19 protein-coding genes are annotated in these 20,686 nt (G+C 72.0%); 17 read left to right on the top strand and 2 right to left on the bottom strand.

Annotated elements, in window-relative coordinates:
* The 15 genes from HDR73_RS07600 to HDR73_RS07530 form a co-directional block, all read left to right on the top strand.
* The coding region (locus HDR73_RS07600) for a fructosamine kinase family protein (RefSeq protein WP_287136300.1) at nucleotides 1-584 on the top strand (584 nt) is incomplete at its 5' end.
* Between the two features lie 100 nt (nucleotides 585-684).
* Nucleotides 685-2,289, top strand: coding sequence for an alpha,alpha-trehalose-phosphate synthase (UDP-forming) (locus HDR73_RS07595; RefSeq protein ID WP_012298783.1), 1,605 nt, complete (start codon nucleotides 685-687; stop codon nucleotides 2,287-2,289).
* A gap of 5 nt (nucleotides 2,290-2,294) precedes the next feature.
* A complete protein-coding gene (gene otsB / locus HDR73_RS07590; protein ID WP_012298784.1) occupies nucleotides 2,295-3,122 on the top strand; it encodes a trehalose-phosphatase in 828 nt (275 codons plus the stop codon).
* A gap of 74 nt (nucleotides 3,123-3,196) precedes the next feature.
* Complete coding sequence (locus HDR73_RS07585) at nucleotides 3,197-6,205, top strand: Na+/H+ antiporter subunit A (RefSeq protein WP_041464499.1); 3,009 nt, start codon at nucleotides 3,197-3,199, stop codon at nucleotides 6,203-6,205.
* Nucleotides 6,202-6,759 carry a Na(+)/H(+) antiporter subunit C gene (locus tag HDR73_RS07580; RefSeq protein WP_012298786.1) on the top strand — a complete coding sequence of 186 codons (558 nt, stop codon included), beginning with the start codon at nucleotides 6,202-6,204 and terminating at the stop codon, nucleotides 6,757-6,759. The genes HDR73_RS07585 and HDR73_RS07580 overlap by 4 nt, the downstream gene beginning before the upstream one ends.
* Nucleotides 6,756-8,348: a Na+/H+ antiporter subunit D gene (locus HDR73_RS07575; protein WP_012298787.1), complete on the top strand. Its 1,593-nt coding sequence runs from the start codon at nucleotides 6,756-6,758 to the stop codon at nucleotides 8,346-8,348. The genes HDR73_RS07580 and HDR73_RS07575 overlap by 4 nt, the downstream gene beginning before the upstream one ends.
* Nucleotides 8,345-9,019 carry a Na+/H+ antiporter subunit E gene (locus tag HDR73_RS07570; RefSeq protein ID WP_012298788.1) on the top strand — a complete coding sequence of 225 codons (675 nt, stop codon included), beginning with the start codon at nucleotides 8,345-8,347 and terminating at the stop codon, nucleotides 9,017-9,019. The genes HDR73_RS07575 and HDR73_RS07570 overlap by 4 nt, the downstream gene beginning before the upstream one ends.
* Nucleotides 9,016-9,291 carry an MrpF/PhaF family protein gene (locus HDR73_RS07565; RefSeq protein WP_012298789.1) on the top strand — a complete coding sequence of 92 codons (276 nt, stop codon included), beginning with the start codon at nucleotides 9,016-9,018 and terminating at the stop codon, nucleotides 9,289-9,291. The genes HDR73_RS07570 and HDR73_RS07565 overlap by 4 nt, the downstream gene beginning before the upstream one ends.
* On the top strand, nucleotides 9,288-9,866 hold the full coding sequence (mnhG, locus tag HDR73_RS07560; protein WP_012298790.1) for a monovalent cation/H(+) antiporter subunit G: 579 nt from the start codon (nucleotides 9,288-9,290) through the stop codon (nucleotides 9,864-9,866). Before HDR73_RS07565 ends, mnhG begins: the two co-directional genes overlap by 4 nt.
* A gap of 69 nt (nucleotides 9,867-9,935) precedes the next feature.
* On the top strand, nucleotides 9,936-11,630 hold the full coding sequence (ilvD, locus tag HDR73_RS07555) for a dihydroxy-acid dehydratase (RefSeq protein WP_012298791.1): 1,695 nt from the start codon (nucleotides 9,936-9,938) through the stop codon (nucleotides 11,628-11,630).
* Between the two features lie 44 nt (nucleotides 11,631-11,674).
* Nucleotides 11,675-13,510, top strand: coding sequence for an acetolactate synthase large subunit (locus HDR73_RS07550; protein ID WP_012298792.1), 1,836 nt, complete (start codon nucleotides 11,675-11,677; stop codon nucleotides 13,508-13,510).
* Nucleotides 13,507-14,016, top strand: coding sequence for an acetolactate synthase small subunit (gene ilvN / locus HDR73_RS07545; RefSeq protein ID WP_012298793.1), 510 nt, complete (start codon nucleotides 13,507-13,509; stop codon nucleotides 14,014-14,016). The genes HDR73_RS07550 and ilvN overlap by 4 nt, the downstream gene beginning before the upstream one ends.
* A gap of 180 nt (nucleotides 14,017-14,196) precedes the next feature.
* Nucleotides 14,197-15,222: a ketol-acid reductoisomerase gene (ilvC, locus tag HDR73_RS07540; protein WP_012298794.1), complete on the top strand. Its 1,026-nt coding sequence runs from the start codon at nucleotides 14,197-14,199 to the stop codon at nucleotides 15,220-15,222.
* A 124-nt stretch (nucleotides 15,223-15,346) separates the two neighbouring features.
* Nucleotides 15,347-15,877 carry a hypothetical protein gene (locus HDR73_RS07535; RefSeq protein ID WP_041464500.1) on the top strand — a complete coding sequence of 177 codons (531 nt, stop codon included), beginning with the start codon at nucleotides 15,347-15,349 and terminating at the stop codon, nucleotides 15,875-15,877.
* The gene (locus tag HDR73_RS07530; protein WP_012298796.1) at nucleotides 15,874-16,242 is read left to right on the top strand and encodes a hypothetical protein; all 369 of its coding nucleotides are present in this window, start codon (nucleotides 15,874-15,876) and stop codon (nucleotides 16,240-16,242) included. The genes HDR73_RS07535 and HDR73_RS07530 overlap by 4 nt, the downstream gene beginning before the upstream one ends.
* A gap of 10 nt (nucleotides 16,243-16,252) precedes the next feature.
* Here the strand turns inward: HDR73_RS07530 and HDR73_RS07525 are convergent, their stop codons facing one another.
* On the bottom strand, nucleotides 16,253-16,654 hold the full coding sequence (locus HDR73_RS07525) for a DoxX family protein (RefSeq protein ID WP_012298797.1): 402 nt from the start codon (nucleotides 16,652-16,654) through the stop codon (nucleotides 16,253-16,255).
* 62 nt (nucleotides 16,655-16,716) lie between these two features.
* On the opposite strand from HDR73_RS07525, the gene serA reads away from it, so the two are divergent.
* On the top strand, nucleotides 16,717-18,306 hold the full coding sequence (serA, locus tag HDR73_RS07520) for a phosphoglycerate dehydrogenase (RefSeq protein WP_012298798.1): 1,590 nt from the start codon (nucleotides 16,717-16,719) through the stop codon (nucleotides 18,304-18,306).
* A 92-nt stretch (nucleotides 18,307-18,398) separates the two neighbouring features.
* On the opposite strand, the gene HDR73_RS07515 is transcribed toward serA, so the two are convergent.
* Nucleotides 18,399-19,022 (bottom strand): TetR/AcrR family transcriptional regulator, encoded by a 624-nt coding sequence (locus tag HDR73_RS07515; protein WP_012298799.1) that lies wholly within the window; start codon nucleotides 19,020-19,022, stop codon nucleotides 18,399-18,401.
* 120 nt (nucleotides 19,023-19,142) lie between these two features.
* Between HDR73_RS07515 and HDR73_RS07510 the strand changes: the two genes are divergently transcribed.
* Entirely contained in the window at nucleotides 19,143-20,684 is a 1,542-nt protein-coding gene (locus HDR73_RS07510; RefSeq protein ID WP_012298800.1) for an MFS transporter, read from the top strand.
* Nucleotides 20,685-20,686 lie beyond the last annotated feature (2 nt).

Here is a 20,686-nt window from a genome sequence, read left to right as displayed (position 1 = left end):
TCGCCGTCACGCACGACGCCGGCGCGCCCGCCTTCGGGTCCCCGCCCGCCGGGCTCGACGGCCCGGCCTTCATCGGCCGACAGTCGCTCTCGGTGCTCGCCGGCGCCGATGCCGGGGACGACCCGGGGGAGGGCTGGGGCGCCTGGTACGCCCGCGAGCGCGTGCTGCCGTACCTCCGTCGCGCGGTCGACGCCGGCAACGCGACCTCCGCGCAGGCGGCCGACGTGGAGCGGGCTTGCGACCTCGCCGCCGACGGCCGGTTCGACGACCCGGCGCCGCCCGCGCGGATCCACGGCGACCTCTGGTCGGGCAACGTGCAGTGGACGGACACCGGTGCCGTCCTCATCGACCCGGCCGCCCACGGCGGCCACCGCGAGACCGACCTCGCGATGCTCGCGCTCTTCGGCTGCCCCGGCATCGACGACGTCCTCGGCGCGTACGCGGACACCGGATCCCTCGGCGCCGGCTGGCGCGCCCGCATGCCGCTGCACCAGCTGCATCCGCTCGCCGTGCACGCCGCGTCGCACGGACCGTCCTACGGCGACGCGCTGCACGACGCGGCCCGCGCGGTGCTCCGGATGTGACGCCGACGGACGAGAGACCCCCGGTCAGGCCGGGGTGAGGCTGGTACCCTGGACCCACCGAGCAGGTACCACAGAGCTCTGCGCAACCGAGACGGGAACCGTGACTCCGCCACCCTCATCCACGCCCTCCGCGACCGAGCCGACGACCGAGCCGAGAACCGCCGACGCGCACGACGGCGACGTCGAGCCCGGCGCCTACGACCTCGTCGTCGTGTCCAACCGCCTCCCCGTCGACCGCGTGGTCGCGGCCGACGGCACCACCTCCTGGCGGCACTCGCCGGGCGGCCTGGTCACGGCGCTCGAGCCCGTGATGCGCGCCAACGAGGGCGCGTGGGTCGGCTGGCCGGGCATCGCCGACCACGACGTCGAGCCGTTCGTCGACGCCGGCATCTCGATCATCCCCGTCACGCTCACCGAGCAGGACCTCGCCGAGTACTACGAGGGCTTCTCCAACGACACCCTGTGGCCGCTGTACCACGACGTCATCGCGCAGCCGAGCTACCACCGCGAGTGGTGGGACACCTACGTGACGGTCAACCAGCGCTTCGCCGACGCCGCCGCGAAGGCCGCCGCGCCCGGCGCCACCGTGTGGGTCCAGGACTACCAGCTGCAGCTCGTGCCGAAGATGCTCCGCGAGCAGCGGCCGGACCTCACCATCGGGTTCTTCAACCACATCCCGTTCCCGCCCTACGGCATCTACTCGCAGCTGCCCTGGCGCACGCAGATCATCGAGGGGCTGCTGGGCGCCGACGTCATCGGCTTCCAGCGCGTCGCCGACGCCGGCAACTTCACGCGCGCGGTCCGGCGGCTCTTCGGGTACACGACCCGCGGATCCACCGTCGACGTGCCCGTGCGCGGCGGCATCCCGCTCACCGTCCCCGGCACGAAGCCGTCGAAGCCCGTGCGCGAGCTGCGCACGCGCCAGGTCGTCGCCAAGCACTACCCGATCTCGATCGACGCGCGCAGCTACGAGGAGATGGCCAAGGACCCCGCCATCCAGGAGCGCGCCCGCCAGATCCGCGCGGATCTCGGCGACCCGAAGACGATCCTGCTCGGCGTCGACCGGCTCGACTACACGAAGGGCATCGGCCACCGCCTGAAGGCGTTCGGCGAGCTCCTCGCCGAGGGCCGCGTCACGGTGGAGGACGCGACGCTCGTGCAGGTGGCGAGCCCCAGCCGCGAGCGCGTGGAGACGTACAAGCAGCTCCGCGACGAGATCGAGCTCACGGTCGGCCGCATCAACGGCGACTACGGCTCCATCAGCCACACCGCCATCAGCTACCTGCACCACGGGTACCCGCGCGAGGAGATGGTGGCGCTCTGCCTCGCGGCCGACGTCATGCTCGTCACCGCCCTCCGCGACGGGATGAACCTCGTCGCCAAGGAGTACGTGGCCACCAAGCACTCGAACGAGGGCGTGCTCGTGCTCAGCGAGTTCGCGGGCGCCGCGGACGAGCTGAAGGCCGCGCTCCTCGTGAACCCGCACGACATCGAGGGCCTCAAGGAGGCGATCCTCCGTGCCATCGAGATGCCGAAGGCCGAGCAGCGCAAGCGCATGCGGTCGCTCCGCAAGCGCGTGTTCGAGAACGACGTGACGGCCTGGTCGAGCTCGTTCCTCGCCGACCTCGGGCGCACGCACGCCGCCTCGATCCACGAGGGACCCGACGAAGAGGTCGTCGAGCCGCTCATGGACGAGGGCTGGTAGCGCGCGTGGCCGAGCTGACCACCGACATCCAGGCCAAAGGAGGCCGCGGGTTCCCCGGCCGCCTGTTCGAGGCGCTCACCGAGCTCGCGCGCACCCCGCGCCTGCTGGTCGCGCTCGACTTCGACGGCACGCTCGCCCCGGAGGTCGACGACCCCGAGAAGGCGCGCGCGGTCCCCGAGGCCCGCGCCGCGGTGCTCGCGCTGCTCGCCCTGCCGCGGACGCGCGTCGCGCTCGTGTCCGGTCGCGCGCTCCGGAGCCTCGAGGCCGTGGCCGACCTGCCGGACGACGTGCTGCTCGTCGGGTCGCACGGGGTGGAGATCCGCCTCGACACCGACGACATCGAGCTCACCCTCGACGAGGGCGAGCTCGCCCAGCGCGGCGTGCTGTCCGACGTGCTCGGCCAGGTCGCCGACTCGCTCGACGAGGTCTGGATCGAGGAGAAGCCCGCGGGCTTCGCCCTCCACACGCGCCTCGCCACCGAGAAGCACAGCCGCATCGCGCACCTCGTCGCCACGCAGGAGGCGCACGCCGAGGTCGAGGGCCTCAAGGTGCGCTCGGGCAAGGACGTGCTGGAGTTCAGCGTCCGGCACGCCACCAAGGGCGAGGCGGTCGAGCACCTGCGCCGGTACGCCGAGGCGACGGCCGTCTTCTACGCGGGCGACGACGTCACCGACGAGGACGCGTTCGCCGCGCTCCAGGCCGGCGACCTCGGGCTCAAGAGCGGCACGGGCGCCACGGCGGCGGACTTCCGCGTCGACGGCCCGCACGACGTCGCGCGCGTGCTCCAGGTGCTCGCCGACCTCCGCGCCGAGCCGGCCGTCCATCCCGACTGAGGCGGCCGCCCCGGTCTCTCAGGTAGGGCTCAGGTAGACTGGGGAAATAGCCGACTCGCGAGAGGAGACCGCACGTGATCGTCCTCCTCGCGGTGTTCCTGCTTGCCTCCGTCGGCATCCCCCTCCTCGCCCGCGTGCTCGGCGTGCGCGCGTTCGTCGTCGCCGCCCTCGTGCCGGCGGCCGCCTTCGCCTACACGATCGCGCAGGGCCCGACCGTGCTGCCCGACGGCGAGGTCGTCGAGCGCGTCGAGTGGATCCCGTCGCTCGGCATCACGCTCGACATGCGGATGGATGCGCTGTCCTGGCTCCTCTCCCTCGTCGTCACGGGCGTCGGCGCCCTGGTGCTCCTCTACTGCGCGCGCTACTTCCGCAGCTCGGAGGAGGGCCTCGGCCGGTTCGCGGGGCTCCTCGTCGCGTTCGCGGGCGTCATGTTCGGTCTCGTCCTCGCCGACGACGTCTTCGTGCTCTTCACCTTCTGGGAGGCGACGAGCGTCCTCTCCTACCTCCTCATCGGCCACTACACCGGCAAGAAGGCGAGCCGCGGCGCCGCGCTGCAGGCGCTCCTCGTCACCACGGCGGGCGGGCTCGCGATGCTCGTGGGCCTCGTCATCCTGTCGGTCACCGGGGGCACCACGAGCCTCGCCGCGCTCGTGGCCGACCCGCCCGGCGGCCCGCTGATCCCCGTCGCGATCGTGCTGATCCTCCTCGGCGCGCTCTCGAAGTCCGCCCTCGTGCCGTTCCACTTTTGGCTGCCCGCCGCCATGGCCGCGCCGACCCCGGTGAGCGCGTACCTGCACGCCGCCGCCATGGTGAAGGCCGGCATCTACCTCATCGCGCGCCTCGCGCCCGGCTACGCCGACGTGCCCGGTTGGCGCGTGCTGCTCGTGGCGCTCGGCGTCGCGACGATGCTCGTCGGCGGCTGGCGCGCGCTGAAGCAGATGGACCTCAAGCTCGTCCTCGCGTACGGCACGGTCAGCCAGCTGGGGTTCCTCACCGTGGTGGTCGGCTACGGCACGCGCGACGCCGCGCTCGCGGGCGTCGCCCTACTGCTCGCGCATGCGCTGTTCAAGGCGACCCTGTTCCTCGTCGTGGGCGTCGTCGACCACCGGGCCGGGACACGTGACCTCCGCAAGATCAGCGGGCTCGGCCGGAAGGCCCCCGTGCTCGCGGTCATCGCGGCCCTCGCGCTCGCCTCGATGGCGGGCCTGCCGCCCTTCCTCGGCTTCGTCGCGAAGGAGGCCGTGCTCACGGCGCTCCTGACCGACGCGGAGCAGGGCGGCGGGCTCGGCTGGGTCGCGCTCGTCGGCGTCTCCGTCGGCTCCTGCCTCACCGTCGCCTACAGCGCGCGCTTCATGTGGGGCGCGTTCGCCCGCAAGCGGGGCGTGGCCGAGGTCCAGCCCGTGCACGAGCACCTCGACTTCCTCGTGCCGCCGGCCGTGCTCGCCGTCACCGGCCTCGTGCTCGGGTTCCTCGCCTCCTCCGTCGACGGCTGGATCGCGGGATACGCGGACACGCTCCCGGCCGTGAGCGCCGGCGCCTCCGGGGAGCCCGACCACACGTACCACCTCGCGCTCTGGCACGGGATCGAGCCGGCGCTCCTCATCTCCGCGGGCACGCTCGTGGTCGGCCTCACGATGTTCCGCCTCCGCGACGGGGTCTTCGCGCTGCAGTCGCGCGTGCCGTCCTGGATCGACGCGGCCCGCATCTACTGGGCGTCGATGCGGCTCATCGACCGGGTCGCCGCGCGCACCACCGCGACCACCCAGCGCGGCTCGCTGCCGTTCTACCTCGGCGTGATCCTGCTCGTGCTCATCGGCTCGGTCGGATCCGCGCTCGCGCTCAACCGCTCCTGGCCGACCACCGCCGTGCCCTTCGACCATCCGGCGCAGCCCGTGATCGGCGTCGTGATGATCGTCGCCGCGATCGCCGCCGCCCGCGCAGGCAAGCGCTTCCAGGCCGTCGTGCTCGTGGGCGTCACGGGCTACGGCATGGCCGCGCTCTTCGCCCTGCACGGCGCGCCCGACCTCGCGCTCACGCAGGTGCTCATCGAGACGATCACGCTCGTGGCCTTCGTCCTCGTGCTCCGCCGCCTGCCCGTGCGGCTGGGGGAGCGGAACCGGTCGGTGCACCCGATCTGGCGCGCCTCCATCGGCATCGCGGTCGCCGCCCTCATGTCCACCGTCGCGGTCGTCGCGCTCGGCGCCCGCGTCGCGTCGCCCATCTCGCTGGAGTTCCCGCGCCTCGCATACGAGCAGGGCCACGGCAGCAACGTCGTCAACGTCACGCTGGTCGACCTCCGCGGCTGGGACACCATGGGCGAGATCTCGGTGCTCATCGTCGCGGCCACGGGCGTCGCGAGCCTCATCTTCCTCAACCGCCGCACCGACTCCCTGCCGCGCCTCACCGCGCCGTCGCGCCGCAGCCTCATCGCGCGGCTCGCCGGACGGCGCGACCCGCAGGGCGCCGAGGCGCCGCTCGAGGTCGAGCACGGCGTCGGTGGGCCGCGCATGGACGCGCGCGACGCGGTCACGGACTCGCACCGCGACCAGCGCAGCCCGTGGCTCCTCGCGGGCCGCACGCTCGCGCCGCAGAACCGGTCGATCCTCCTCGAGGTCGTCGTCCGGCTCCTCTTCCACAGCCTCATTGTTGTGTCCGTCTACCTGCTGTTCGCGGGCCACAACCTGCCGGGCGGCGGATTCGCCGGCGGGCTCCTCGCGGGCATGGCCCTCGTCGCGCGGTACCTCGCGGGCGGCCGCTACGAGCTCGGGGCCGCCGCGCCCGTCGACGCCGGACGCGTGCTCGGCACGGGCCTCGTCTTCGCGGTCGGCACGGCGGTCGTCCCGCTGGTCTTCGGCGCCGACGCGCTCACCTCCACGTGGATCGACACCGAAGTGCCCTTCGTCGGCCACGTCGAGTTCGTCACGAGCACCTTCTTCGACGTCGGCGTCTACCTCGTCGTCGTCGGCCTCACGCTCGACGTGCTCCGCAGCCTCGGCGCGGAGGTCGACCGCCAGGTGGAGAGCGACCGGACGGTCGAGCAGGGAGCGGACGGCATGGAGACCGAGCAGGGGGTGAGCGTGTGAGCGTCTCCGTCACCCTCATCGTGATCATGGCCGCGCTGTACGCCACGGGCATCTACCTCATGCTCGAGCGCAGCATGACGCGCGTGCTCCTCGGCTTCCTGCTGGTGGGCAACGCGACCAACATCCTCATCCTCATCATGTCCGGACGCGTGGGGCTCGCGCCGATCTACGACCCGGACGTGGATCCGTCGGAGTACGCCGACCCGCTGCCCCAGGCCCTCATCCTCACGGCCATCGTCATCACCTTCGGCGTCTCGGCCTTCCTCATGGCGCTCATCTACCGCTCCTGGCGGCTGGCCAACGCCGACGTGGTGACGGACGACGAGGACGACCTCGCGATGCGCGGCCCCCGCACGGGACTCGGCGAGGAGCCGACCGTCCCCGACGACGACGACACCGAGTTCGGCACCAACGCCGAGGCCGCGATCGCGTCCGCCCGGAAGCTCCGCGACAACCGATCCGACCTGGAAGAGGCCATCGACGACTCCGCCGACGACGACGACCGCGACTTCCGCACGCAGCGCGCCGAGAAGCGGACGGGGGACGACCGATGACGATCTTCCAGACGCTCATCCCGCTCGTCGTGCTCGTGCCGCTGCTGGGTGCGGCCGCTGCCCTCGTCGCCGCGCGCCAGCGCCGCCTGCAGGTCGCCGTCTCGGTGCTCGCGCTCGTGATCGTCGTCGCGCTCAGCGCCGTGCTCCTCGTGCTCGTCGACCAGCAGGGCGGCCAGTCCGTCGAGGTCGGCGGGTGGGCCGCGCCCTTCGGCATCGTGCTCGTGGTCGACCGGCTGTCGGCGCTCATGCTGCTGATCTCGTCGATCGTGCTGCTCGCCGTGCTCATGTTCTCGATCGGCCAGGGCCTCGAGGACGGCGACGGCGAGACGCCGGTGTCCATCTTCAACCCGACGTACCTGATCCTGGCGGCGGGGGTCTTCAACGCCTTCGTCGCGGGCGACCTCTTCAACCTCTACGTCGGGTTCGAGATCCTCCTCGTGGCGAGCTACGTGCTGCTGACGCTCGGCGGCACGGAGGCGCGCATCCGCGCGGGCGTCACGTACATCGTGGTGAGCCTCGTCTCGTCGATGCTGTTCCTCGCCTCCATCGCCATGATCTACGGCGCGCTCGGCACGGTGAACATCGCGCAGATCTCGGTGCGGCTCGACGAGATCCCGCCGGACGTGCAGCTGATCCTGCACATCATGCTGCTGGTCGCGTTCGGCATCAAGGCGGCCGTCTTCCCGCTGTCGTTCTGGCTGCCGGACTCCTACCCGACGGCGCCCGCGCCCGTGACCGCGGTGTTCGCGGGGCTCCTCACCAAGGTCGGCGTCTACGCGATCCTCCGCACGGAGACGGTCATGTTCCCGACCGACCAGCTCTCCACGGCGCTCATGGTGGTCGCGGCGCTCACGATGGTCATCGGCATCCTCGGCGCGGTCGCCCAGGCCGACATCAAGAGGCTGCTCTCGTTCACGCTCGTGAGCCACATCGGCTACATGATCTTCGGCATCGCGCTCAACACGGTGGCGGGCATGACCGCGACCATCTACTACGTGATCCACCACATCGTCGTGCAGACGACGCTGTTCCTCGCCTCCGGCCTCATCGAGCGCACGGGCGGCAGCACCTCGATCAACAGGCTCGGCGGCCTGCTCAAGGCGGCGCCCGTGATGGCGATCCTGTTCTTCATCCCCGCGCTCAACCTCGGAGGCATCCCCCCGTTCTCGGGCTTCATCGGCAAGGTCGCGCTCTTCGACTCGGGTGCCGAGGTCGGCGGCTGGCTCACGTACGCGGTCATCGCGGCGGGCGCCGCCACGAGCCTCCTCACGCTCTACGCCCTCGCCCGCGTCTGGAACATGGCGTTCTGGCGCGGCGCCGAGGAGGTCGAGGACTACGAGTCGCCACTGCTCGACCAGCTCTCCGAGCGGCCGGGCGGCGAGGCCGTGACGACCGTGCGGAAGACGCCCGTGCTCATGACGGGCGCGACGGCGGGCATGGTCGTCGTGAGCGTGACGCTCACCGTCTTCGCGGGTCCCGTGTACGCCCTCGCCGAGCGTGCGGGCGAGAGCCTCACCGGCCCCGGGTCCGGCAACGGATCCGGCGAGCTCGGCTACGTCGAGACCGTCTTCCCGGGAGGCGTCGAATGAGCCCCCGCAAGGCCAGGGCCCGCGCCGAGCGGCTCTCGCTCCTCGTGCAGCTGCCGCTCCTCGTCTGGCTCGTGATCCTCTGGCTCCTGCTCTGGGGCCACGTCACGGTGATCTCGGTGGTCACCGGCATCGTCCTGGCGCTGCTCGTCACGCGCGTGTTCTACCTGCCGCCGGTCGAGCTGTCCGGCCGGTTCGACATCCGCTGGGCGGCCATCCTGCTCGGCCACTTCGCGGTCGACCTCGTGCGCGCGTCGTTCCAGGTCGCCGCCATGGCCTTCGACTGGCGCCGCGTGCCGGTCAACTCGGTCATCGCGGTGCACCTGCACACCCGCAGCGACTTCGTCATGACGCTCACGGCCGAGCTCGTGTCGCTCGTGCCGGGCTCGATCGTCGTCGAGGCCGACCGGGAGCGCTCGATCCTCTACCTCCACGCGCTCGGCACCTCCACGCCGGAGGAGGTGGAGCGCGTCCGGGAGACCACCCTGCAGGTCGAGAGCCGCATCGTCTTCACGCTCGGCACCGCCGACGACGTGTGGCGCGTCAACCGCGACCGGCGCGAGTCCGGCCGCGAGCCGCTGCTGCAGACCCGCACGCAGCGCGCGCACGAGCTGGTGCGCGACCGCGACCTCGAAGCGGGGCTCATCACCACCACGGGGGAGGAGCTCGCATGAGCATCGTGATGCAGGTCGGCTGGGTCGTCGTCGGCGCCCTGTTCTTCTCGACCGCCGCGATGGCGCTCGTGCGCATCGTTCGCGGCCCGAGCATCCTCGACCGGATCATCGCGTCCGACGTGCTGCTCACCACGCTCATCTGCGTGCTCGGCGCCGAGATGGTCTACAACGGCCACACCCGCACGGTGCCCGTGATGCTCGTGCTCGCGATGACCGCGTTCCTCGCCACGGTGGCCGTCGCCCGCTACGTCTCGAAGCAGGACCCGTCGTGAACGGCATCCTCGTGTCCGGCCCGCTTGCCGACGCCCTCGACGTCGTGAGCCTCGTGCTCCTCATCCTCGGCGGCGTGCTCTCGGTGGCCGCGGGCGTCGGGCTCCTGCGCTTCCCGGATCCGCTCGCCCGCATGCACGCGGCCACCAAGCCGCAGATCCTCGGCGTGATCCTCGTGCTCCTGGCGCTCGCCCTGCAGTCGCAGAGCCTCAGCACGGTCGCGATGCTCGTCCCGGTGCTCCTCTTCCAGATGCTCACGGCGCCGATATCCGCGCACATGGTCGGCCGCGCGGGCTACCGCCTCCGCCACTTCCTCCGCGAGGACCTCCTCGTCGACGAGCTCGAGGAGGCGATCGACCGTGCGCACGACGAGCTGCGCGAGGCCGACGAGGTGGACGCGTCGACGCTGCCCGTCGGTTCCGCGGAGAACATCGCCGCCGAGGAGGCGGGCCACGTCACCGGCGGCGCGGGGCCCCGTGACGCGGAGTCGCACCTGGCTCCGACGACCGCGGTCCCGGGTCCCGACGGCCGCGACGGCGACGCGGACGCGGCCCGCCTGCCCCCGGGCATCGGCTGACCCGCACGCGGGCCCGCACGTCGCCCCAGGAGGCCGGGACTGCTCCACGGCAGGACATAAACTCATGCCATGCCTGAGATCGACATGAAGCCCCGGAGCCGCGACGTCACCGACGGGATCGAGGCCACGTCCTCGCGGGGCATGCTCCGCGCCGTCGGGATGGGCGACGAGGACTGGGAGAAGCCCCAGATCGGCGTCGCCAGCTCCTGGAACGAGGTCACCCCCTGCAACCTCAGCCTCGACCGCCTCGCGCAGGGCGCCAAGGAGGGCGTCCACGCGGGCGGCGGCTACCCGCTCCAGTTCGGCACCATCTCCGTCAGCGACGGCATCGCGATGGGCCACGAGGGCATGCACTTCTCGCTCGTCTCGCGCGAGGTCATCGCCGACAGCGTCGAGACCGTGATGATGGCCGAGCGCCTCGACGGATCCGTCCTCCTCGCTGGCTGCGACAAGTCGCTGCCCGGCATGCTCATGGCCGCGGCCCGCCTCGACCTCTCCTCCGTGTTCCTCTACGCGGGATCCATCGCCCCCGGCTGGGTGAAGCTCTCCGACGGCACGGAGAAGGAGGTCACCATCATCGACGCCTTCGAGGCCGTCGGCGCGTGCAAGGCCGGCACGATGAGCCAGGAGGACCTGACCCGCATCGAGAAGGCCATCTGCCCGGGCGAGGGAGCCTGCGGCGGCATGTACACCGCGAACACCATGGCGAGCGTCGCCGAGGCCCTCGGCATGAGCCTCCCGGGATCCGCCGCCCCGCCGAGCGCCGACCGCCGCCGCGACTACTTCGCGCACCGCTCGGGCGAGGCCGTCGTCAACCTCATCGCGAAGGGCATCACCGCGCGCGACATCATGACCAAGGAGGCGTTCGAGAACGCCATCTCCGTGGTCATGGCGTTCGGCGGATCCACCAACGCGGTCCTTCACCTCCTCGCCATCGCGCGGGAGGCCGAGGTCGACCTGCAGCTGTCCGACTTCAACCGCATCGCCGACCGCGTGCCGCACCTCGGCGACCTCAAGCCGTTCGGCCGCTTCGTCATGAACGACGTCGACCGCGTCGGCGGCGTCCCCGTGGTCATGAAGGCGCTGCTCGACGCGGGCCTCCTGCACGGCGACGTCATGACCGTCACCGGCCGCACCATGCGCGAGAACCTCGAGGCGATGGACCTCGCGGACCTCGACGGCACGGTCATCCGCAAGATGGACGACCCCATCCACGCCACCGGCGGCATCAGCGTGCTGCACGGCTCGCTCGCCCCCGAGGGCGCCGTCGTCAAGACCGCCGGTTTCGACCTCGACGTGTTCGAGGGCCCGGCCCGCGTCTTCGAGCGCGAGCGCGCCGCCATGGACGCGCTCACCGAGGGCCGCATCTCGAAGGGCGACGTCATCGTCATCCGCTACGAGGGCCCCAAGGGCGGCCCCGGCATGCGCGAGATGCTCGCCATCACGGGCGCCATCAAGGGAGCCGGCCTCGGCAAGGATGTACTACTCTTGACGGACGGTCGATTCTCAGGCGGCACAACCGGACTGTGCATCGGCCACATGGCTCCCGAAGCGGTGGACGCAGGTCCCGTCGCCTTCGTGCGCGATGGAGACCGGATCCGCGTCGACATCGCCGCTCGCACGCTCGACCTACTGGTCGACGAGGCCGAGCTCGCCGCCCGCCGTGAGGGGTGGGCACCTCTCCCGCCGCGCTACACGCGCGGAGTCCTCGCCAAGTACGCCAAGCTCGTGCACTCGGCCGCCGAGGGCGCGATCACGGGATGACCCCCTCCTCACCTCCAGCACCATCAGCCAGGAATCGCGCACCCATGCCAGCTCTGCCCACCCCGCCCCCCACGCCGCAGGCGCCGACCGCCCACCAGGGCGACGAGATCCTCACGGGGGCCCAGGCGGTCGTCCGCACCCTCGAGCTCCTCGGTGTCGACGACATCTTCGGCCTCCCCGGCGGCGCCATCCTCCCCACCTACGACCCGCTCATGGACTCGACGAAGCTGCGCCACATCCTCGTCCGCCACGAGCAGGGCGCCGGTCACGCCGCCGAGGGCTACGCGTCCTCGAGCGGACGCACCGGCGTTTGCATCGCGACCTCCGGTCCCGGCGCCACGAACCTGGTCACGGCCATCGCAGATGCCTACATGGACTCGGTGCCGCTCCTCGCGATCACGGGCCAGGTCTTCTCCACCCTCATGGGCACCGACGCCTTCCAGGAGGCCGACATCGTGGGCATCACGATGCCCATCACGAAGCACAGCTTCCTGGTGACGCGGCCCGAGGACATCCCGTCGACCATCGCGTCGGCCTACCACATCGCCTCCACGGGCCGCCCGGGCCCCGTGCTCGTCGACATCACCAAGGACGCGCAGCAGCTCGAGGCGCCGTTCCACTGGCCGCCGAAGATCGACCTGCCCGGCTACCGTCCCGTCGCCAAGGCCCACGGCAAGCAGATCCAGGCCGCCGCGCAGCTGCTGGTCGAGGCGAAGAAGCCCGTCCTCTACGTGGGCGGCGGCGTGATCCGCGCCAAGGCGCACGAGGAGCTCCTCGCGCTGGCCGAGGCGGTCGGCGCCCCCGTCGTCACGACGCTCATGGCGCGCGGCGCGTTCCCCGACTCCCACCCGCAGCAGCTCGGCATGCCCGGGATGCACGGCACGGTCCCCGCGGTGCTCGCGCTGCAGGAGTCCGACCTGCTCGTGTCCCTCGGCGCCCGGTTCGACGACCGGGTCACGGGCAAGGCGTCGCTCTTCGCGCCGAACGCGAAGGTCGTCCACGTCGACGTGGACCCGGCCGAGATTTCCAAGATCCGCATCGCCGACGTCCCGATCGTGGGCGACGCGAAGGACGTCATCGCCGACCTCGCGGTCGCGTTCCGCGAGGCGAAGGCCGCCTCCGCGGTCGAGCAGGACATCGCCGACTGGTGGACCTACCTCGACGGCCTCCGCGAGGAGTTCCCGCTCGGCTACACGCCGCCCGAGGACGGCCAGCTCGCGCCGCAGTACGTCATCCAGCGCATCGGCGAGATCACGGGGCCGGAGGGCGTGTTCGCCTCGGGCGTCGGCCAGCACCAGATGTGGGCGGCGCAGTTCATCAAGTACGAGCGCCCCAACTCGTGGCTCAACTCCGGCGGGGCCGGCACCATGGGCTACTCGGTGCCCGCCGCGATGGGCGCCAAGGTCGCCCAGCCGGACCGCCACGTGTGGGCCATCGACGGCGACGGCTGCTTCCAGATGACCAACCAGGAGCTCGCCACCTGCACGATCAACGACATCCCGATCAAGGTCGCGATCATCAACAACTCGTCGCTCGGCATGGTGCGCCAGTGGCAGACCCTCTTCTACGAGGGCCGCTACTCGAACACCGACCTCAACACGGGAGGCGGCACGCGCATGGTGCCCGACTTCGTGAAGATGGCCGACGCGTACGGCGCCCTCGGGATCCGCGTGACGAAGCCCGAGGAGGTGGACGACGCGATCCGCCTGGCGCTCGCCACCAACGACCGGCCCGTCGTCATTGACTTCGTGGTCAGCCGCGACGCGATGGTGTGGCCGATGGTGCCGCAGGGTCTCAGCAACAGCGCCGTGCAGTACGCCCGCGACCACGCGCCCGACTGGGACGACGACCTCGCGGAGACCGGGAGGACCGAGAAGTGAGCCACATCCTGAGCCTCCTGGTGGAGGACAAGCCCGGACTCCTCACCCGCGTCGCGGGCCTGTTCGCCCGCCGCGGCTTCAACATCGAGTCGCTCGCGGTCGGTGCGAGCGAGATCGAGGGCCTCTCCCGCATCACGGTCGTCGTGGACGTCGAGGCGCTGCCGCTCGAGCAGGTGACGAAGCAGCTCAACAAGCTGATCAACGTCATCAAGATCGTGGAGCTCGATCCCGGCCAGGCCGTCGAGCGCGAGCACCTGCTCGTGAAGGTGCGCGTCGACAACGTGACGCGCTCCCAGGTGCTCGAGGCCGTGAACCTCTTCCGCGCCCGCGTGGTCGACGTGGCCACCGACGCGTTGATCATCGAGGTCACGGGCGACTCGGGGAAGGCCCAGGCCCTCCTCCGCGTGCTCGAGCCGTTCGGCATCAAGGAGCTCGCGCAGTCGGGGCTCCTCGCCATGGGCCGGGGATCCAAGTCCATCACCGACCGCGTCTTCCGCACCGCCTAGGACCGACCCGGCGGGACGCGGGGTCGGGCGCTAGGCTCCCCCCCGCGCCGCGACCTCCGTCCGCCGCACTCCCACGCACGTACCCGCCCGCACGACCCACGCCCCGCCGAGCGCGGGGCGGCCAGGCACGACCGCCCCTCGCACCTCCCGCGGGGACGACAGAACAAGGAGATCCATCACGTGACTGACATCGTCTACGACAAGGACGCCGACCTCTCGCTCATCCAGGGTCGCAAGGTGGCCGTCATCGGCTACGGCTCGCAGGGCCACGCGCACGCGCTGAACCTCCGCGACTCCGGCGTCGAGGTCGTCATCGGCCTCAAGGAGGGCTCGACGAGCCGCGCCAAGGCCGAGGAGCAGGGCTTCACGGTGAAGACGCCGTCCGACGCGTCCGCGTGGGCCGACGTGATCGTCATCCTCGCGCCCGACCAGCACCAGCGCGGCCTCTACGCCGACAGCGTGCGCGACAACCTCACCGAGGGCAAGACGCTCGTCTTCGCCCACGGCTTCAACATCCGCTTCGGCTACATCGAGGCGCCCGAGGGCGTCGACGTCGTCCTCGTCGCCCCCAAGGGCCCGGGCCACACCGTGCGCCGCGAGTTCGAGGCCGGCCGCGGCGTGCCCGTCATCGTCGCCGTCGAGGTCGACGCGTCGGGCAAGGCGTGGGACCTCGCGTGGTCGTACGCCAAGGGCATCGGCGGCCTCCGCGCCGGCGGCATCCGCACGACCTTCACCGAGGAGACCGAGACCGACCTCTTCGGCGAGCAGGCCGTGCTCTGCGGCGGCACCTCGCAGCTGGTGCAGTACGGCTTCGAGACGCTGATCGAGGCGGGCTACCAGCCGCAGATCGCGTACTTCGAGGTGCTGCACGAGCTCAAGCTCATCGTCGACCTCATGTGGGAGGGCGGCATCGCGAAGCAGCGCTGGAGCATCTCCGACACGGCCGAGTACGGCGACTACGTCTCCGGCCCGCGCGTCATCTCGCCGGACGTCAAGGAGAACATGAAGGCCGTCCTCGCGGACATCCAGTCCGGCGCGTTCGCCGACCGCTTCATCAAGGACCAGGACGCCGGTGCGCCCGAGTTCCTCGAGCTGCGCAAGAAGGGCGAGGAGCACCCGATCGAGTCGACCGGCCGCGAGCTGCGCAAGCTCTTCGCGTGGAACAAGGCCGACGACGACTACACGGACGGCTCGGTCGCCCGCTAGCCGACGCCGCACCCGCACCGCCGGACGCCCGGTCGCCTCGTGCGTCCGGGCGTCTGCGCGTCCGGGGCAGGTGCCGGAGTGCGTGAGGAGCGGGCGTCCGGATCCGAGCACGTACCATCGTGGGATGCCACGCACCCCCGACGACGACGCCCTCAGCTGGGCCGGCGAGGACGCGGATCCCACGCTCGCCCGATCGCCCGAGCCGCAGCGTGCGGTGCCGCGGCGTCGCCCTGGCGCAAGCCCCGCGACCGAGGGCGGCCGGGCGTCGGCCCTCGGGGCGACGGCCGCGCGCCGGGCCGCGGCGTCCGGAGCCGCGACGTCCGCATCCGACGAGCCGCACGCCCGCGCGATCGACGACGGCAGCGCCGCCCCCGACGCCTCGCCCGAGGTGGTGGGCCTCGCCTTCTTCGGCGCCGTCGCGGTGCTCGAGGCCATCGCCTGGTTCTTCGTCGTGCGCGACAACCCGTCGAGCGCCGGATCCGCGTTCCAGGTCGGCGTCGCGCAGGCGACCGAGGCCCTCACGGTGCTCGCGCCGCCCCTGTGGGTGGCCGCCGTCGTCGCCGCCCTGCGCGGGATGCGCGTCGGCCGCCGCATGGTCGTGCTCGCCGCGGGCGCCGTCGTCCTCTTCCCGTGGCCCTGGGTGGTGACCCGATGAGCGGCGACCGGGTGCCCGTCGCCGACTCCGCGACCGCGCCCGCGCGCGCGCGTCGTGGTCGGCCGACGCGCGCGGGCTGGGTCGTCGGGATCCTCGGCGCGCTCGCCCACGGCGTCCTGGTGTGGCAGGCCGTCGACCAGTACACGGCCTTCCGCGACATCGCGACGGCGTTCGGCGGATCGCTCCGGCCGGGCACCCTCGCGACGCTCGTCGGCGCCATCCTCGTGCCGGTCGTCGCGTTCGTCCTCGCGGCGCTCGCGACGCGCGGCCGGCCTGTCCCCGCGCGCGTCCTCGTGATGCTCGCGGGGCTGGCCGCCGCGAGCGCGCTCACGGTCGGGCTCGCGGAGCTGCTGCCGCTCGTCTAGCGGCGGACCGCTACAGCGGCCAGCCGGCGAACAGCACCAGCGCGATCAGCACGACCTGCGCCACGAGACGCGGCACCAGCGGGATCGCGATGCGGCCGAAGCGATCGGGATGCCGGGCGGCGAAGGCGTTGGCGGGGAAGACCGCGACCAGGAACACCGCCAGCGCGATGCCGGCCACGAGGCGCACCGGCTCCACGAGGAGGCCGATCCCGCCCGCGATCTCGCACAGCCCCGTGAACCGCACGAGCGCCAGGGGAGAGGGCACGCCGGGGCGGCGGAACGACGGCGGGATGATCGCCGCCATGGCCTGCGCGGCCTTCGGCACGAAGTGGTTGACGCCCATCCCGATGAAGACGAGGGCCAGCAGGATCCGCACGGCGAGCTGGATCGCAGCCCACGTCACATCGCTCATCCGCCCATTCTGGGGCCACTAGCATGTGAGGGTCCCAGCCGCCCCCGCCCGAAGGACCGCTCTTGACCAAGCCCGTCGTCGTCATCGCCGAAGAACTCTCGCCCGCCACCGTCGACGCCCTGGGGCCCGACTTCGACGTCCGATCCGTCGACGGCACCGACCGCCCCGCCCTGCTCGCGGCCCTCGCGGAGGCCGACGCCGTGCTCGTGCGCTCCGCCACGAAGATCGACGCGGAGGCCATCGCCGCCGCGCCGCGCCTCCAGGTCGTCGCCCGCGCGGGCGTGGGCCTCGACAACGTCGACATCAAGGCCGCGACCACCGCGGGCGTCATGGTCGTGAACGCGCCGACCTCCAACGTCATCTCGGCCGCCGAGCTCGCCATCGGCCACATCCTCTCGCTCGCCCGCTTCATCCCGGACGCGAGCGCCTCGCTCAAGCAGGGCCTCTGGAAGCGCTCGTCCTTCACGGGCGTCGAGCTGTACGAGAAGACCATCGGGATCGTGGGCCTCGGCCGCATCGGCACGCTCGTCGCCCAGCGCCTCGCGGGCTTCGGCGCCACGCTCGTCGCGTACGACCCCTACGTCACGCCGGCCCGCGCGCAGCAGCTGGGCGTGCAGCTCCTCCCGCTCGACGAGCTGATGAAGGCGTCCGACTTCATCACCATCCACATCCCCAAGACGCCCGACACCACGGGGCTCATCTCCACGGAGCAGTTCGCGCTGGCGAAGCCGTCCCTGCGCATCGTCAACGCGAGCCGCGGCGGCATCATCGACGAGGACGCGCTGTACACGGCGCTCAAGTCGAAGCGCATCGCGGGCGCCGGCCTCGACGTGTTCGTGAGCGAGCCGCCCACGGGTTCGCCGCTGCTGGAGGTCGACAACATCATCGTCACGCCGCACCTCGGGGCCTCCACGGACGAGGCCCAGGAGAAGGCGGGCGTCTCGGTGGCGAGGAGCGTCCGCCTCGCGCTCGGCGGCGAGCTGGTGCCGGACGCCGTGAACGTCGCCGGCGGCGTCATCGACCCGTACGTGCGCCCCGGCATCCCGCTGATGGAGAAGCTCGGGCAGGTGTTCTCGGGTCTCGCGCACGAGGCGCTCACGAGCATCGACGTGGTCGTCCGCGGCGAGCTCGCGGGATACGACGTGAGCGTCCTCAAGCTCGCGGCGCTCAAGGGCGTGTTCACCAACGTCGTGAGCGAGAACGTCTCCTACGTCAACGCGCCGCTCCTCGCGGAGCAGCGCGGGCTCGAGGTGCGGCTCATCACCGACGCCGTGTCGGAGGAGTACCGCAACGTGCTCAGCATCCGCGGCGCGCTGTCCGACGGCACGCAGGTGTCGGTGTCGGGCACGCTCACGGGCACGAAGCAGATCGAGAAGCTCGTCGAGATCGACGGCTACGACGTCGAGGTGCCGTTCAGCCGCCACCTCATCGTCATGAAGTACGAGGACCGCCCCGGCATCGTCGCGGTCTACGGCAAGGAGTTCGGTGACGCCGAGGTCAACATCGCGGGCATGCAGATCGCCCGCCAGGAGGCCGGCGGTCGCGCGCTCAGCGTGCTCAGCGTCGACTCGCCCGTGCCGGACGGCGTGCTGGAGAACGTGCGGCGGGCGATCCAGACCACGTCGCTGCGCGAGATCGACATCGCGGACTGAACCCGGTCGGATCGACCACCGTGAGGGCGGCTGCTGCGGCGGCCGCCCTCACGTGCGTCCGGGGTCGGCGCATCCGTGGGCGGCGGGCCCGGTCAGCCGCGGGTCGAGCGGATCCGCACGAGGTCGTCGACCACGCGGATGAGCTCGTCGAGCGCCTCGTCGGCGGGAGCGGAGCCGCCGAGCCACGGCTGGAGCGCGCTGTTGTAGTAGAGGCCGTCGCCGATGAGGAGCACGGCGCGCGCGACGGCCGGGTCGCCCACGGCCTCGAGGATCACGGCGGCCCACTCGTCCTGCAGGTGCGTGAGCGTGTCGCGGGCGCGCGGGTGGTTGCCCTGCGCGAGCCGGGAGGTCGCGACGTAGGCGCGGTCGAAGGGCGTGGCCGTGGACAGCGAGCTGCGGATCCACAGGTCGACCGGTCCCCGCTCGGCCGCCCGGAGGCGCGCGACGTCCGCCTGCGCGAGCGCGGCCATGCGGGCGAGCAGGCCGTCGACGAGCGCCTCCTTGCCGCCGAAGTGGTAGAGCAGCCCGCCCTTGGAGACGCCGGCCGCGGCGGCGACGGACTCGAGGGTCGTGCCGCGCTCACCCTGCTGCACGAGCAGCTCCTCGAAGGCGTCGAGGATCCGGTCGCGGGCGCTCCCGGCGGAGGAGGACGCGGGGTCGGATCCGGCGTCGGGCTCGGGCGCGCGTGCGGGGTCGTCGGGCGGTGTGGCGGGCATGGATCCAGCGTAGCGGCGAGTTGCCCACTGTACCGACCGGACGGTACAGTGATCCCGGTCGCTCCCGCGGCCCCGCCAGTACGCCGTGCACCCCGCATCCCGACGTCAGGAAGCCCCGTCATGTCCACGCCTCGCACCGCATCCGTCCCCGTGACCGCCGTCGCCGGCCGGGCCGGGCGACGCCAGTGGGCCGCGCTCGTCGTGCTGATGCTCCCGGTGCTGCTCGTCTCGATCGACAACACGGTGCTGAGCTTCGCGATGCCGTCGATCGCGCGCGACCTCGAGCCGTCGGGCGCCGCGCAGCTCTGGATCATCGACGCCTACCCGCTCGTGCTCGCCGGTCTCCTCGTCGCGATGGGCAACATGGGGGACCGCTACGGGCGCCGCCGCCTGCTCATGATCGGCGCGGCCGGCTTCGGCCTCGTCTCGGCCCTCGCCGCGTTCGCGACCGACGCGTCGCAGCTCATCGCCGCCCGCGCCGCGCTCGGGTTCTTCGGCGCGATGCTCATGCCCTCCACGCTCTCGCTCCTGCGCTCGATCTTCACCGACCGGAAGCAGCGCCGCCTCGCCATCGCCATCTGGGCGTCGGGCTTCTCCGGCGGATCCGCGCTCGGCCCGCTCGTGGGCGGCGTGCTGCTCGACAACTTCTGGTGGGGATCGGTGTTCCTCGTCGCCGTGCCCGTGCTGCTGCCCCTGCTGATCCTCACGCCCGTGCTCGTGCCCGAGTCGAAGGACCCGGCACCGGGGCCCATCGACGGGATCGCGATCCTGCTGTCGCTCGCGACGGTCGCGCCCATCGTCTACGCGATCAAGACCTTCGCGACCGAGGGCGTCACGCCGCTCGCGATCGCCGCGCCCGTCGTGGGCGTGGTCGCGGGGATCCTCTTCGTCCGCCGCATGTCGCGGGCACGGAACCCCATGCTCGACGTCGCGCTGTTCCGCGAGCCGGTCTTCACGGGGGCGGTGCTCGTCAACCTGCTGAGCGTCGTCTCGCTCGTCGGCTTCCTCTTCTTCGTGACGCAGCACCTCCAGCTGGTCGCGGGGCTCGACCCGCTCGCCGCCGGGTTCGCGCTCATCCCGGGATCCGTCGTGGTCATCGTCTCGGGGCTGGTGATCGTGCCGATCGTGGCCCGCGCGCGTCCGTCCCGCGTCGTCGCGATCGCGCTCGCGTTCTCGGCCGTCGCCTACGTGATCCTCGCGGCGACGGGGAGGGGCGCGTCCGTCGGGCTCCTCGTCTTCGCGTTCTGCCTGCTGGGCGCGGGAATCGGCGCGTCGCAGACCATCTCCAACGACCTGATCATCGCGGCCGTCCCGCCGGCGAAGGCGGGCGCGGCGTCCGCGGTGTCGGAGACGGCGTACGAGGTGGGCGCGGTGCTCGGCACGGCGGTGCTCGGCAGCATCCTCACGGCCAGCTACCGGACCGGGCTCGTGCTGCCCGCCGGCCTCTCCGACGGCGACGCGTCCGCGGCGCGGGAGACGCTCGGGGGAGCGGTCTCGGTGGCCGAGCGCGTGCCGGCCGACGTCGGGGCCGCGCTGCTCGAGTCGGCGCACCAGGCGTTCGACGGCGGCGTGGTGACGACCTCGATCATCGGCGCGGCGCTCATGGTCGGGGCCATCGTCATCTCGCTGACGAGCCTCCGCCGTGCGAGCTCGCACGACTGAGC

This window comes from Clavibacter sp. (genome assembly GCF_014802555.1).
In the GTDB taxonomy this organism is placed as follows: Bacteria; Actinomycetota; Actinomycetes; order Actinomycetales; family Microbacteriaceae; genus Clavibacter; species Clavibacter sepedonicus.
Note: the sequence above shows the minus strand (reverse complement) of the source record. Positions and strands in the feature narration are given on the sequence as shown.